The sequence below is a fragment of the Collinsella aerofaciens genome, assembly GCF_032584215.1.
In the GTDB taxonomy this organism is placed as follows: domain Bacteria; phylum Actinomycetota; class Coriobacteriia; order Coriobacteriales; family Coriobacteriaceae; genus Collinsella.
The window spans coordinates 1-13,651 of sequence record NZ_JAWHPN010000028.1; the positions used below are offsets into that span (position 1 = coordinate 1).

General features: G+C 56.3%; 12 protein-coding genes. 11 read left to right on the top strand and 1 reads right to left on the bottom strand.

The features are described 5' to 3' along the window. The first annotated feature begins 309 nt into the window (after positions 1-309). The 11 genes from RX395_RS08180 to RX395_RS08230 all read left to right on the top strand — a co-directional run bounded on the left by RX395_RS08180 (position 310) and on the right by RX395_RS08230 (position 12,334). Complete coding sequence (locus RX395_RS08180; protein WP_316366793.1) at positions 310-1,320, top strand: LacI family DNA-binding transcriptional regulator; 1,011 nt, start codon at positions 310-312, stop codon at positions 1,318-1,320. Positions 1,321-1,503: 183 nt separating this feature from the next. After that, positions 1,504-2,886 carry a family 43 glycosylhydrolase gene (locus tag RX395_RS08185; protein ID WP_316366795.1) on the top strand — a complete coding sequence of 461 codons (1,383 nt, stop codon included), beginning with the start codon at positions 1,504-1,506 and terminating at the stop codon, positions 2,884-2,886. A gap of 45 nt (positions 2,887-2,931) precedes the next feature. Next, positions 2,932-4,383: a PTS transporter subunit EIIC gene (locus tag RX395_RS08190; protein WP_316366797.1), complete on the top strand. Its 1,452-nt coding sequence runs from the start codon at positions 2,932-2,934 to the stop codon at positions 4,381-4,383. A 101-nt stretch (positions 4,384-4,484) separates the two neighbouring features. Continuing rightward, entirely contained in the window at positions 4,485-5,927 is a 1,443-nt protein-coding gene (locus RX395_RS08195; protein ID WP_316366799.1) for a glycoside hydrolase family 32 protein, read from the top strand. Positions 5,928-6,203: 276 nt separating this feature from the next. Then, complete coding sequence (locus RX395_RS08200; protein ID WP_316366800.1) at positions 6,204-7,058, top strand: DegV family protein; 855 nt, start codon at positions 6,204-6,206, stop codon at positions 7,056-7,058. Positions 7,059-7,244: 186 nt separating this feature from the next. Then, positions 7,245-8,063: a pyruvate formate-lyase-activating protein gene (pflA, locus tag RX395_RS08205; RefSeq protein ID WP_316366802.1), complete on the top strand. Its 819-nt coding sequence runs from the start codon at positions 7,245-7,247 to the stop codon at positions 8,061-8,063. 264 nt (positions 8,064-8,327) lie between these two features. Next, entirely contained in the window at positions 8,328-9,446 is a 1,119-nt protein-coding gene (locus RX395_RS08210) for a serine hydrolase (protein WP_040358957.1), read from the top strand. A gap of 78 nt (positions 9,447-9,524) precedes the next feature. Continuing rightward, complete coding sequence (gene mtnN, locus RX395_RS08215; protein WP_316366804.1) at positions 9,525-10,265, top strand: 5'-methylthioadenosine/S-adenosylhomocysteine nucleosidase; 741 nt, start codon at positions 9,525-9,527, stop codon at positions 10,263-10,265. A 38-nt stretch (positions 10,266-10,303) separates the two neighbouring features. Further along, positions 10,304-10,894 carry a ribosome biogenesis GTP-binding protein YihA/YsxC gene (gene yihA / locus RX395_RS08220; protein WP_055252447.1) on the top strand — a complete coding sequence of 197 codons (591 nt, stop codon included), beginning with the start codon at positions 10,304-10,306 and terminating at the stop codon, positions 10,892-10,894. A 92-nt stretch (positions 10,895-10,986) separates the two neighbouring features. Beyond that, the gene (locus tag RX395_RS08225) at positions 10,987-11,670 is read left to right on the top strand and encodes a DUF3990 domain-containing protein (protein ID WP_117758363.1); all 684 of its coding nucleotides are present in this window, start codon (positions 10,987-10,989) and stop codon (positions 11,668-11,670) included. A gap of 31 nt (positions 11,671-11,701) precedes the next feature. Next, a complete protein-coding gene (locus RX395_RS08230; protein ID WP_316366807.1) occupies positions 11,702-12,334 on the top strand; it encodes a helix-turn-helix transcriptional regulator in 633 nt (210 codons plus the stop codon). A 286-nt stretch (positions 12,335-12,620) separates the two neighbouring features. Here the strand turns inward: RX395_RS08230 and thrB are convergent, their stop codons facing one another. Next, complete coding sequence (thrB, locus tag RX395_RS08235; protein WP_316366809.1) at positions 12,621-13,502, bottom strand: homoserine kinase; 882 nt, start codon at positions 13,500-13,502, stop codon at positions 12,621-12,623. Between the last annotated feature and the right edge of the window lie 149 nt (positions 13,503-13,651).

Below are 13,651 nucleotides of genomic sequence, written 5' to 3' on the forward strand. Positions count from 1 at the left end.
AACGAGGGCAGCCCTGTGGGCGCCAGCGGAATGTGGGGTCACCGCGCGGTCCGCATCTGATGGTGTCGACGTCAATGGTATACGGGTGCATCATCGACGTCTTCAATACAGAAGATATCAGTGCGGAATGTTTTGGGAGGTAGCCCAAACAGCCCCGGCTGGGGTCCTGTGTAGTCACCCTTTAGGCGGAACTCTCCTAATTATTTGGATGAGTCGTTTACTTACTTGTACTGTTACCGCTTTCCCGCTGTTGTTGGGGTATGCTTTGTTCGTATGTAAACGAATGACATATTGATGGGGTAGGGTGCTATGGCTCGCGAGGGTGCTCGTTCTAAGGATACGGTTAAGCCTGGTATCAAGGAAGTTGCAGCGGTGGCGGGGGTTTCGCCTACTACGGTATCTCGCGTGCTTAATAATCGAGGCTATATTAGCCAAGAGACCCGCGATAAGGTCCATGCCGCGATGAAGCGCATCAACTATACGCCCAACGATATCGCCCGTGCCATGCTCAACGGTCGCCTGAATCTAATAGGTATGATCGTCCCTTATGTCAGCAGTCCGTTTCATGCCCAAGTGGTTCAAGTCATTGAGCATACCCTGGCCGAAAACGGTTTTAAGATGCTGCTGTGCAATAGCGCCAATCGACCCGAGCTTGAGCGCTCTTATATCGACATGCTTCGACGCAATATGGTTGATGGCGTCATCGTCAACTCGCTTAATATCGGTGCCGAGGCGTATGCCGAGATGGGCTTGAGTCTGGTTGGTATCGACTGCGACCTTGGCGAGGCCTCTGTTCAGATTGCGAGCGACAGCTATGGCATCGGCGAACTTGCCACGCGTCGCCTGATTGATGACGGGTGTTCGCGCATCTTGTGCCTGCGCAACAATAGCCGCATGCGCATGCCTGCCAATAAGCGTACCGATGCCTACCACGATGTTGTGGAGCAGGCCGGTTTGCCCGCGCTTGTCCGTGAGGTCGAGTTCGTTAAGTCCGATGACGAAAAGAGTGCGGTCGTTGCGAAGATCCTCGATGAGAACCCCGATATTGACGGCATCTTTGCGGGAGACGACACGATGGCGGCTATCTGTCTTAACGTGATGAAGCAGCGCGGCTTGAGCGCTCCGGACGATATTAAGGTCGTGGGCGCGGATGGCGCCCGCCGCACTATGACGTTTATGCCTGACTTAACAACCGTTCGTCAAGATATCGATCGCATCGGAGAGCTCGCGGCGCAATCCATCATCGCTCTTGTTAACGGTGAAAAGCCCGAATCGAATACCAAGCTCCCCGTTGAACTCATTGAGGGCAAAACCGCGTAGTTCATCCCGTGCCAAAAGAATTCCTCAAACGCCTCTGATGACCGTTCGCCGGCATATGTCAACCGTTTGCCGACGACTGGAACTGCGAAAAGACGTATTGGTGTGAAAACGTTTGACATATGAAAACGATTGACATATCTTGCAGTTGTACCGAGTTAGTATCACGTGGGAAGGAAGTCTCGGATGCACAAGGTGTATTACCAGCCTGAGGGAATTTGGGTGGGCGACATCATGCCGTACGGCGAGGACGGCACGTTCTATCTCTATCATCAGCGTGACACGCGAAACCCCGGACCTTTCGGAGAGCCGTTTGGCTGGGCACTCGCGACAACCAAGGACTTCGTCAATTACAAAGACTTTGGCGAGAGCCTTGAGCGTGGCGGCGACGAGGAAGTCGACCAGTATGTTTATGCCGGCACGGTGTTTAAGGTGGGCGACAAGTACCATGCGCTCTACACTGGTTGCAATCGCGATAAGGTCAAGGCACGCTTGATGAAGCAGGTTCTTCTTCACGCAACGAGTGACGACGCCGTCAAGTGGGAGAAGAACATCGCCGAGACGCTGCTTCCGCCCCAGGAAGGTTACGATGACCGCAACTGGCGCGATCCCTTTGTGCTTTGGGATGAGGAGAACGAAGAGTACATGCTCATCCTCGGCACGCGCGTGGGCGAGGACAAGCGTCTGATGACCGGGCGTCTGGTCAAGTTCACCTCCAAGGACCTGGATACCTGGGAGTTCCAGGGCGACTGGTGGAATCCGGGCCTTTACACCATGTTCGAGATGCCTGATCTCTTTAAGATGGGCGACTGGTGGTATCTGGTGTTCTCCGAGTACAGTGATGGCAACAAGACCCGTTACCGCATGTCTCGCTCCATCAACGGTCCTTGGATCACTCCTGCCTACGATTCATTCGATGGCCGCGCGTACTATGCCGCGCGTACCGCATTTGATGGCGAGCGCCGCGTTCTCTTTGGTTGGGTTCCTACGCGTGACGAGGGTGGCGATCCCAGCTCTTACCTGTGGGGTGGCACCTTTATGCCTCTCGAGATCGTTCAGCGTGCCGACGGAACGCTCGGCACCAAGCTCCCTGACAGCATGCTTGGCGCCTTTGGCGAGGCTAAGGCGGTCGAGGCTTTTGAGCTTTCCTGCGAGTCGGGCAAGGTCGAGCAGGTGCTCGCCGCGGATGCCGGTTCCACCTATATGCTCGATGCCGACATCGAGCTCGCCGGTGACGCTGCCGGCTTCTCGGTGAAGCTTGCCGAGGACGCCGAGTCCGGTCTTGCCTATGAGTTCCGCGCCAACCTGCGTGAGGGCAAGCTCGAGTTTACGGCGGCCCCCCAGTATCCGTGGTTCCAGGTCAACAACATGGGTCTCGAGCGTCCGTTGTTCTTTAAGGGCGAGGGCACTCATCATGTGCGCCTGGTCGTTGACGACGATATCGCGACCATCTTTGTCGATGATGTTGCGCTTAACGCGCGCTTCTGCAATAAGCAGGGCCAGGGTGTGGCACTGACGGTCACCGACGGTACGCTCAAGTGCGCAAATGCAACGATCGCGTCTCTGTAATGGCATCAAAACGTCTTATGATTTCGTAAGGGAATGGAGAGGAACATGGACTACAAAGTAGTGTCTCAGCAAGTCGTCGATAACGTCGGCGGTCTGGAGAACATCGAGGGCGCCACGCATTGCGTTACGCGTCTGCGTCTGGTGCTCAAGGATACGAGCAAGTACAACAAGGCCGAGCTCGAGAACATCGATGGCGTCAAGGGCGTGCTGTACAACAGCGGCCAGCTCATAATCATCTTCGGTACCGGTACCGTCAACAAGGTCTACGATGAGTTTATGGCTCTGACGGGCGTTAAGGAGATCAGCGCTTCCGAGGTCAAGGGCGCCGAGGCGGACAAGAAGGGCAAGTTCTTCTCGGTCCTCAAGGTATTCTCGGACATCTTTATCCCCATCATTCCCGCTTTCGTCGGCGCTGCTATCATCATCGGCCTTAAGTCGCTGATCGTTGCCAACGGCCTCTTCGGCATGGAGGGCAGCCTTGCCGACCACAGCGAGTTCCTCAAGAACCTCGCAAGCTTCTTTGCCATTATCGCCACCACGTTTGACTACCTGCCTGTCCTGGTTATGTACAGCGCGGTGAAGCGTTTTGGCGGTAACCCGATTCTGGGCATCCTCGTCGGTATCGTCATGGTTCACCCGAGCCTTATGAACCGCAACACGTTCGTTATGGATCCGTCGGGTGCTGAGTACTGGAACTTTGGTCCGCTCTCCATCCCCATGGTTGCTTTCCAGGGCGGCGTGTTCCCTGCAATCCTGACTGCCTGGTTTATGGCCAAGGTCGAAAAGATTGCCCAGAAGTACATCCCCGAGGTCGTCTCGTTTGTCTTTGTCCCGACCGTTACCCTGATTCTTGCTAACGTTGCCCTGTTCACCGTGTTCGGCCCGCTCGGCAACCTGATCGGCGACGTCCTCGCTGGCGTAATCGATGTCCTGTACAACAGGATGGGCGTCTTTGGCGCCTTTGTCTTCGCCGCGTTCCTGCAGCCGCTCGTCGTTACCGGTACGCATCAGTTCATCCAGGGTATTGAGGCCAACCTCGTTGCCACGACCGGCTTCAACTACATTCAGGCCATCTGGTCGGTTTCCATCATCGCCCAGGGCGGCGGCGCCATCGGCATGTATCTCATTCACAAGAAGCATTCCAAAGAGCGCAACATCTGCATGTCGTCCTTTATCCCGACGCTGGTCGGTATCTCCGAGCCCGCAATCTTTGCTGCAAACATGCGCTACTCGATCATCCCGTTCGTCTGCGCTTGCATCGGTGCAGGCTGCGGCGGTGCCTTCGTGAAGCTCTTTGAGGTGCGCGCTATCGGTCAGGGTCTGACCGGTGTGCTTGGCCTGCTCATCGTTACGCCCGAGACGCTCGTGTGGTATGTGGCTGGCAATCTCATCGCCTTTATCGTGCCGATCGTCTTGATCTTTGCCTACAACAAGGCAAAGGGCGTGCCGACCACCGATGAAGAGGGCGCTGGCGCTGGCTTCGACGTTAGCTTCTAGTTGAGCCGTTCAGCGTAATCTGAGGATAAGTCCATTTGGGGAAGGGCGTTCGACTCGTGTGAGTCGAGCGTCCTTCCCCATAGACGAGAAAGTCAACGGCGATGTTTAATCATAAAAATAAGGTGACACGCGCGGACTATGAGCAATGGCGCGCCGGAGAGGATGAGACGGCGGGTCGCATCGCGTCCGACCCCGATAGGCTCCTGTTCCATGTGGAGCCTGAGCTTGGCTGGCTCAACGATCCCAACGGTTTGGTGCAGATCGGTGATACGTATCACATCTATCACCAATACGATCCATTCGATGCTGCGCATGGCGGTCCAGTGCTTTGGAATCATCTGACAACAAAGGATTTTGTGACGTACGAGAATCGCGGCCCTGTGCTGTTCCCCGATTCCGATTTGGATTCGAGCGGAGCGTATTCTGGTTCTGCCTTTGTACACGACGGCAAGATTCACTACTTCTATACCGGCAACGTCAAGCATTTTGACCGCGATGATTACGACTACGTGTTGACGGGCCGTGAGCAAAACCAAATTCATATGGTTACCGAGAATCCCGACGAATTGGGCAAGAAGCGTGTGGCTGTTGGGCCGGTCGATTACCCCGACGATATCGGTACGCACGTACGCGACCCCAAGATCCTTGAACACGATGGTATTTACTACATGGTTCTGGGCGCTCGTACGAAAGACGACCGCGGCTGCGTGCTTGTCTATACTTCGCGCGATCTAGAGGATTGGCGCTATGCGACGCGCATTGAGCTGGGCGAGAAGTTTGGTTTTATGTGGGAGTGCCCTGATCTATTTGAGCTTGATGGCGAGCTAATTCTCGTTTGCTGTCCGCAGGGCGTGCCCGCCGATGGTTGGCGTTACCGCAATCCGCACCAGTGCGTGTGGTTCTCCATCGAGGCCGATTGGGAGGCGCCGAGCTTTAAGATCACCGGGCAGGGCATGCCCCCGATGGTCGATGCCGGCTTTGATTTCTACGCACCGCAGTCCTTTGAGGATGCTGCGGGTCGGCGTTTGATGATCGGGTGGTCTGGTTGCCCCGATGCGACGGCAGAAAACCCGACGGTGGCACGCGGGTGGCAGTGCGCGTTGACGGTGCCGCGAGAGCTGAGCATACGCGATGGTAAGCTCTGTCAGCAGCCGGCGCACGAGATTGAGAAGATGCGCGACGACTGCGTTCGCGCGACAGGCGGTGAAACCGTTGAGGAGCCGGGCCGCCTGTTTGATCTTGTGGTTTCCTGTGAGGGCGCCAAGATGGTCGAGCTCGAAATCCGCAAGGGTGTCTTTGTGCGTTATACGGACGGGATGCTTACCCTCGATATGGGTGACGAAGGCTATGGGCGCGACCAGAGGTCGATTGAGCTCGGCGAGCTTCGCGACCTACGCGTGCTTTCGGACACTACGATGGTCGAGATTTTTGCAAATGGTGGCGAGGCGGCACTTACGAGCCGTACCTATTCGCCGGCGGTTCCGGCGATGGAGCTGCACGCCGAGGGTGCGGCATCGATGAATTTCTACCGCCTCGTGCATTAACCGTGCGTGGAGCACGATTGGATTTGCTGGACGGAATGTGTCGCAGTTGTCGCGGCCAACTACCGCTTACCGCATATAGCGACCGTTTGCGGAATAAGTAACCCTCCTTAATAAACCGTGTAGAATCCTAGATAAGCACGGAGTTTTCCAAGGAGACGCTGTCCTTTGTTGTGTGCAAGGGGCGGCGTCTCTTTGGTGCTTGGACGCTGTTGTGCAACAGTGCGACGGCGCGTGCCATGTATTGAAAAGCCAATGTTGAGATGGGTCGTGATAATAATGGGCAAGTACGTAATCGTGGTTGAGTCTGGGTCGGATGTGACGCCGGAGCTTTGCGAGCGCTACGGCATCGTGCGCGTGCCCATGCATGTCACGATTGGTGACGAGACCGTCGAGGACGGTTCGATCGATCCGCTCGAGATTTACTCACGCTGCAACGAGTTTGGCGTAATGCCCAAGACCAGCGGCTGCGCGCCTGCGGATTTTGCTTACGTGTACGACCGTATCCATGCCGAGCAGCCCGATGCGACCATTCTGCATCTTGCGTACTCCGAGGCCACGACCTGCTCACATCAGTCCTCCAAGATTGCAGCTAAGGGGCGCGACTACGTGTTCTCCATGGACACGCGCTTTGTCTCGGTGGGCCAGTCGCTCGTTGTCGTCGAGACCGCCAAATACATCGAGGCTCACCCCGATGCCACCGTCGACGAGATCTTTGCATTTACGAACTCCGTCATGGACCGCGTGCTGCTGGGCTTTGTTCCTACGGACCTTGCCTTCCTTAAGGCGGGCGGTCGCTTGTCCAACGTCGCGTTCCTGGGCGCCCATCTGCTCAAGATTAAGCCCTGCATTGAGGTAACGGGCGGCAAGTTCGTGGCAACCAAGAAGTTCCGCGGCTCTATGCTCAAGTGCGCCCGCGCCTTTATTGATCACATGGTCGCCAAGGGCGAGATTGACTACTCGCACATTGGCCTGGCGTATTCGGTGGGCCTTTCCCAGGAGCTGCGCGACGACATGGAAGTCTATGCACACGATCTTGGCTTTAAGGACATTACCTGGACTCAGGTCGGCGGCGTCATCTCGAGCCATTGCGGCCCGACCGCCTTCGGCGCGGTGCTTACGCTTAAGGCGTAAGGCCTGGCGTCTATCGATATCTATTGCCTCGGCGGCGAGTGGGTTGTGACAACCTTCCCGCCGCTTTTGTGTGGGGCCAAATAGAACAACCCAATTGACCACTAAACCGTTTCACCATCATGCGTATGGGCTAGAATGGCTCTGGCATTTATGTAACTAAAACCAATGAGAGGCAAGGTAGCGGGAATGGCTGAGATGACGCTCGAGGGTGTGGACGCTCGTCCCGAGGACTCCGCGTTTGCCCTGGGCCGCGTACATTCGATTGAAACGATGGGTACGGTCGACGGACCCGGCATCCGCTTTGTGGTGTTTGTCCAGGGCTGTCCCATGCGCTGCGCGTATTGCCACAATCCCGATACCTGGTCGGTCAACGGCGGCACGATGGTGACCGTCGAGCACCTCATGGATGAGTTCCAGAGTAACCACGAGTTCTATCGCAGCGGCGGAATTACGGTTTCGGGCGGCGAGCCGCTTCTGCAGCCCGAGTTTTTGGCCGACCTGTTCCGTGCAATGCACAACAACCCCGATGGTCGTGTGCATACCTGCCTGGATAGCTGTGGCTACGCCTTCGACCCTCAGCATCCCGAGAAGTTCGATGCCGTGCTCAACGAGACCGACATGGTACTGCTCGATATTAAGCATGCCGACCCGGTCGAGCATAAAAAGCTGACCGGTTGCGATCCCGCACGTATCCTAGCGTTTGGCGATGAGCTTGCGCGTCGCGGAATCAAGGTCGTTATCCGTCACGTGGTGGTACCGGGCATTACCGACACGGTGGAGGAGTGCGAGGCACTCGGTCGTCTAATCGCCCCGTGGCATAACGTGGTCGGTCTGGAGATGCTGCCGTATCACACGATGGGTGTCGTCAAGTACGAGCAACTGGGCATTCCCTATAAGCTCGAGGGCGTGCCCCAGATGGATACCGCGCGCATGCCCGAGCTGCGCAACGCCGTCATGACGGGCATGAAAAAGCGCCGCGACGAACTCAAAAACGCCATCGGCTAGCGAGCCATTTCCGCTCCCCAAAGGCACTCATTGGGGACAGGCTTAAATGAGTGCCCCTGGGCACCAAGTTGATTGCCAAAGAGCCCCGTCCTTAAAAGACTGCTCTCTGGGTTGCGGTGAGATGCGCAACAGAATCGTGCCATTTGGATAAATACGCTTGTGGTTTCTTTAAAGACACCTTAAACGCCGCTGAATATCTTTGGAAAGAAATGCCTGCTCGGTATCATACTGCTCGTATATAAACGGTGGCAGTCAGGAGACCACGTGCGAAACATCGCATCGCGGGACGAGTATGTGCCGCAGCATGGCAGCAGATATAAGACGAAGGGCACGTCTTCGCGTGGCCTTGCCGGCGCTCGCATCCGCGTGAGGAAGATTGCCGCCATTGGGATGCTAACGTCGGCGGTTATTATCCTCGGAATTACCGTTAAAACCTACGCCTCGGAGCGAACGGTGCGCCCAGATGCGTCAACGGTACAGCTGCAAAACGAGAAGGTTTCAAAGTCCAAAGCGTCGGCAGATCAAGCTCTGTCGACGGCAGATCTCAAGACGAGACTTTCGAAGGCGGACTTCAACGATATCCCTTCGGGTGATACCGTTCGGACCTTCTCGTTGGTGGATAACAAGACTCCTGCCTTGGAGGATGAGAGCCTTGCCTCGCTCCAGGATGCCCTGTGTCGGGCGCAGGAGCTGGGCGACGTGGGTGTAGTGTTCTACGACCTATCGAGCGGTAGGGGCGTGACGTATAACGCCGATGTCGAGGTGTATGGAGCGAGCAGCTACAAAGCGCTGTATGCGCTCTATATTTGCGAGACGTTGGTCGAATCGGGGCGGGTGTCGCTCGATGGGCCTTTAGCCACGTATGGTGGTTGCAGCATGGGCTGGCAGACGGTGCGCGACCTTATCGAGAATGCCGTCGCCAACTCAGACAACGATTCGTTTATCGCGTTACGCGCGGCGTTTGACCATGATGGCTATGAGGATTGGATTGCCAATCTGGGTGTTGATGACGAAACGGCACTGAATCCGATGAGTGATTTTCCGACCTACTGCCCGCGCACTTCTGCGAGGTTATGGCGCGAGATGAGCGAGTATCTGAGCATGGATACCGAGACTTCACAGTGGTTGTCAGGCCTTTTGGCATCAACATCGCGCTCGTTTATTCGCGATGGCATTGCGGACGATCAGGTCTTGGTGCGCAACAAAGCGGGTTGGATCAGCGAGGACGGCTACTATTCGACATGCGATGCAGGCCTCATCGACATCGATGGCCGTACCTATGTCATGAGCGTCATGACATCGATGCCATCGAGCGACCGTTCGAGCGAGGTTACGGCTGCGATTGCAAAGGCTCTGTTTGATACGCGAGCTGCACTGGCTTAGCGTGTTCGTTTGGCGAGGTCAAACAAAATGCTGGTACCATACCTTGGTTGAGAATTTCGTATAGGTTTGGGGAATGGTATGGCTACCATCGCGATTATCGGTGCGCTCGAAAAAGAGATCATGCAGATTAAGGAAGAGCTGAGCGACGTTTGCGAGGCACGGGAGGCAGGCTTGACCGTTGTGAGCGGTGAGCTCGACGGCCTGACAGTTGTCGCCACAACGGCGGGCATGGGCACGGTGAACGCCGCCGCTGCAACACAGCACCTCATTAGCAAGTATGCTCCGCAGGCTGTTGTGTTTTCGGGCATTGCGGGCGGTTTGAACCCCAAGCTCCATATCGACGACGTGGTCATTGGCAAACGCCTACGCTATCTGGATACCGATACCGCGCTTATCGCCGAGTCCGCACCGGGGCTCGAGGAGTTTGGCTCGACGCCCGCGCTGGTCGATATTGCCGCCGACGTGCTTGCTGAGCGTGGGTTTGTTGACGCTTCGAAAAATGCAGTCGCTTCGAACGAGGGCACCAAGCAGTTCCTGGTCGGCACGATTGCCACGGGTAACCGCTTTGTGACGGGCGCCACCATGCGCAATGACGCTATCGAGGCGACGCATGCCGATTGTGTCGGCATGGAGGGCGCGGCAATTGCCCATGTCGCAACCAAAAATGGTGTCGATTGCCTGGTGTTGCGCGCTATCAGCGATAATTGTGACGAGGCGTACGATGCAATTTGCGAGCGCGAGTTCGATCTGTTCGAGTACGCGCGTATCGCAAGTGACATCACGCTCGATATCGTCCGCCGCATTGCCGCTGCGCAATAGCGCGTCTATTTGTAAGAACCTACGACCAAGGAGTGTCCATGGCCGATTCCATTAACTACCAGCTTGCCAAGTTCGTCGCCAGCTATGGCAAGGTTTCGCAGATTCCCGAGTCCACCTGCCCCGAGGTGAGCTTTGTCGGCCGCTCCAACGTGGGCAAGTCGTCGATTATGAACAAGCTTTTTGGCCGCAAGAACCTGGTCAAGGTTTCGAGTACGCCGGGCAAGACGAGCAACATCAACTTCTTTGAGGCTGACGATGTGCACTTCGTCGACCTGCCGGGCTACGGTTTCGCCCGTCGTTCCAAGGCCGAACGTGACCGCTGGGCCGAGCTCATTGGCGACTTCTTCGACTCCGAGCGCAGCTTCAACCTGGTTGTGTCGCTGGTGGACATTCGCCACGACCCCAGTAAACTCGACCATGACATGATCGACTACCTGCAGGGCAACGAGTTCAACTTTATCGTCTGCCTCACCAAAGCCGACAAGCTCAGCCGCACCCAACAGGCCCGCCAGGCGGCAGCCATCAAGAAGCAGCTCAACGTCCCGGCCGAGAACGTAATCATTACAAGCTCCCAGACTGGCACCGGCATCGACGAACTCAAGCGCCGCATCGCCGAAGCCTGCCTCTAGTCAGGGTTAAACCGTCAAAAGCCCCCGTTCATATCACCCCAGTGATAGTTATTGGTAAACTATCACTGGGGTGATATTTTTAGGAGGTCGATATGGAGCTTTGGCACGGGTCGGAGGTTGTTGTCGAGCATCCATCGTTGGATAAATGCAGGCAATTCAATGACTATGGGCGCGGGTTTTATTGCACACCGCATGAGGAAATGGCAATGGAGTGGGCATGTCGGACCGAGTCTGATGGCATTGCCAATCGATATGAGCTTGATTTAGATGGCCTTGCGATTTTGGATTTGGAATCAGGTGAGTTCTCGATTCTCAACTGGCTTGCAATTCTGGCGAATAACAGAGAGTTTAATGTTTCAACGCCAGTAGCACGCGAGGGGCTTCGTTATCTGCTGGATAACTGCCTGATTGATATTTCTCCCTATGACGTTATTCGAGGCTATCGTGCAGACGATTCCTATTTCTCGTTTGCAAGACAGTTTGTCAACGGCATGATTTCGCTCAGGCAATTGCAGCGCATTATGTTTTTGGGGGATTTGGGCATTCAATATGCGCTTATGAGTGAGCGTGCGTTCTCGGCGATTAAGTTTCGCGATTGGAAGCAGGCCTCGGGAGCTGAGTTTTATCCCAAACGATTTGAGCGAGAACAGAACGCTCGACGAAAGTACCTGGATACTGTAAACGGATTTGACTCTGATGGTGTCGACATTAGGGATTTGATGGCAGGGAGGGTTGATTTAAATGATCCAAGAGTTAACGGATCGTGGGCCGAGTAGGACATACCCCGTCTACTACCTTGAGGATGCAATGAACAACCTCGGCGACTGCTTTGACTATGCCGTTAACGATTATGGGGCAGAAGGATCGGAAGTTGCTGAACTCTTTTGCCTGAGCGGCGTAGCCCGCGAGTTCGAATGCGGCAACGCATGGGTAGTGTCGGGAAAATCGGGCGTTGAGCTGTTCGCGCTTATCGCCGAAAGGTCGGGCTATCAATCAAGGCCGATGCCAAATCGAACCTACCGATTCGAAAAGACACCGGATTATTGGACAGGCTGGATATTGGCATACCTTCAGTGGCGCCTAGGAGAGTCTTTCGAAGATTTGCTGCATGTCGTTCCATTCGATGTGCTACGCAGCCTGTACTACCCCTGGCACGAAGCCTCGGAGGAACGCGTGGCTCGTCTCGTCTGCGATATGGCGAAGAAAGCGTCCAGGCAAACCAAACTTGCGTTAGCAAGAAAGAGGCTCAAGAAAACCCAACAAGACCTGGCATACGAATCGGGTGTGTCACTCCGCTCAATCCAAATGTACGAGCAGCGCCAGAGAAACATCAATGAAGCTTCGGTTACAAGCGTAAGAGCCATAGCAAAAGCCCTCCACTGCAACATCGAGGACCTCCTAGAACCAGTCTTCGAATACAAAGAAACCAGCGCCGCCTAAACCAAGCACACAGCCGATGCCCGCCTCTAGGAAGTGCTCCAGCCTAGCAAGAGCCCCTACCAATAAAAAGCCAAACTATCAGCCCGGCGCCTTTCCAGAGCGTAGGTCCCTGTAGCCGCTGCCGGCGAAGTTAACATAGGGGAGGCCAGGGGGCTTTGCCCCCAAATCTTTCCGCAGGACGGCAGGACCCCCGCCGCACGAAGTGCGCAGCGGGGGTCCTGCCATGTCCGAGGACGATTTGGGTGCAAAGCCCCCTGGCCTCCCCGGCGAGTATACGGGACGGCGACTACAGGTATTCGATCTGGGCGCCTTCCGTGTCGCACGTCAGAATGTGCGTGTCACACTCGGGGAACTGCTCACGCAGCTTGACCTGCAGGAACTTTGCCACGATGGTGTCGTCGGTCACAGCCATGAGGGTCGAGCCCGAGCCGCTAATCCAGATGGTCTTAGCGCCGCCGTTAAGGCAGGTGTCGCGCACGGCGTTGTAGTCGGGGATCAGGCGGCGACGATAGGGCTCCTGGATGCGGTCGTCGTTGGCGGCGGCAATCAGGTCCAGGTCACCAGTCTCCAAGCCGCGCGTCATGCCGGCGATGCGGCCCATCTGCCACACGGCGGTGGAGAGTGGAATCTCCTGCGGCACGACCTTGCGTGCCTCGCTCGTGTGCACCTCGTAAGGTGGAATCACGGTAATAAAACGCAAACGATCGCTCACCTCGTAGCGCAGGCACTGGGGGAGCGAATCGGTCGGCGTAAAGGAGCAGACGGCGCCGCCCAGGATAGCGGGGGCGACGTTATCGGGATGGCCCTCGACCTCGGTGGCGATGCGGACGAGCTCGGCGCGGTCGACGGTATGGCCCGTCAACGCGGCGGCAGCCATGATGCCGGCGACGACGCAGGTGGAGCTGGAGCCCAGGCCGCGGGCGACGGGCACGTCGGTCTGGATGTCGATGGCAACGGGAAAAGCCGGCTCGCCCCATGCGGCCAGCGCATCGACAAAGCTCACATAGACCAGGTTGTTCTCGTTTTGGAACTCTTCGGGGCAGCCCGTGATGGTGAGCTTGTCGGCGCGCTCAAAGGTAAAGTGCGAGTAGAGGCTGACGGCCATGCCGAGGGTATCGTAGCCAATGCCCAAGTTGGCGCTTGTTGCTGGGACGGTGATCTTGATCATGTGAGTCCTCCTGGCGTGCCTGGCTGTTTAGTTCGCTGCTCGGGCAGTCCTGCGCAAGACGGAAAGCACATTAAGTGCTTTCCTTTGCGTGCGGAACTCGCGACGAACTAAACAGCCAGGCACGCTATGCACGTTCGTCATCATCCCGG

Bases quoted from the DNA above. Each gene is read 5' to 3' on its own strand.
- RX395_RS08180 (WP_316366793.1), top strand. From the start codon at position 310: ATGGCTCGCGAGGGTGCTCGTTCTAAGGATACGGTTAAGCCTGGTATC.
- RX395_RS08185 (WP_316366795.1), top strand. From the start codon at position 1,504: ATGCACAAGGTGTATTACCAGCCTGAGGGAATTTGGGTGGGCGACATC.
- RX395_RS08190 (WP_316366797.1), top strand. From the start codon at position 2,932: ATGGACTACAAAGTAGTGTCTCAGCAAGTCGTCGATAACGTCGGCGGT.
- RX395_RS08195 (WP_316366799.1), top strand. From the start codon at position 4,485: ATGTTTAATCATAAAAATAAGGTGACACGCGCGGACTATGAGCAATGG.
- RX395_RS08200 (WP_316366800.1), top strand. From the start codon at position 6,204: ATGGGCAAGTACGTAATCGTGGTTGAGTCTGGGTCGGATGTGACGCCG.
- pflA (WP_316366802.1), top strand. From the start codon at position 7,245: ATGGCTGAGATGACGCTCGAGGGTGTGGACGCTCGTCCCGAGGACTCC.
- mtnN (WP_316366804.1), top strand. From the start codon at position 9,525: ATGGCTACCATCGCGATTATCGGTGCGCTCGAAAAAGAGATCATGCAG.
- yihA (WP_055252447.1), top strand. From the start codon at position 10,304: ATGGCCGATTCCATTAACTACCAGCTTGCCAAGTTCGTCGCCAGCTAT.
- RX395_RS08225 (WP_117758363.1), top strand. From the start codon at position 10,987: ATGGAGCTTTGGCACGGGTCGGAGGTTGTTGTCGAGCATCCATCGTTG.
- RX395_RS08230 (WP_316366807.1), top strand. From the start codon at position 11,702: ATGAACAACCTCGGCGACTGCTTTGACTATGCCGTTAACGATTATGGG.
- thrB (WP_316366809.1), bottom strand. From the start codon at position 13,502: ATGATCAAGATCACCGTCCCAGCAACAAGCGCCAACTTGGGCATTGGC.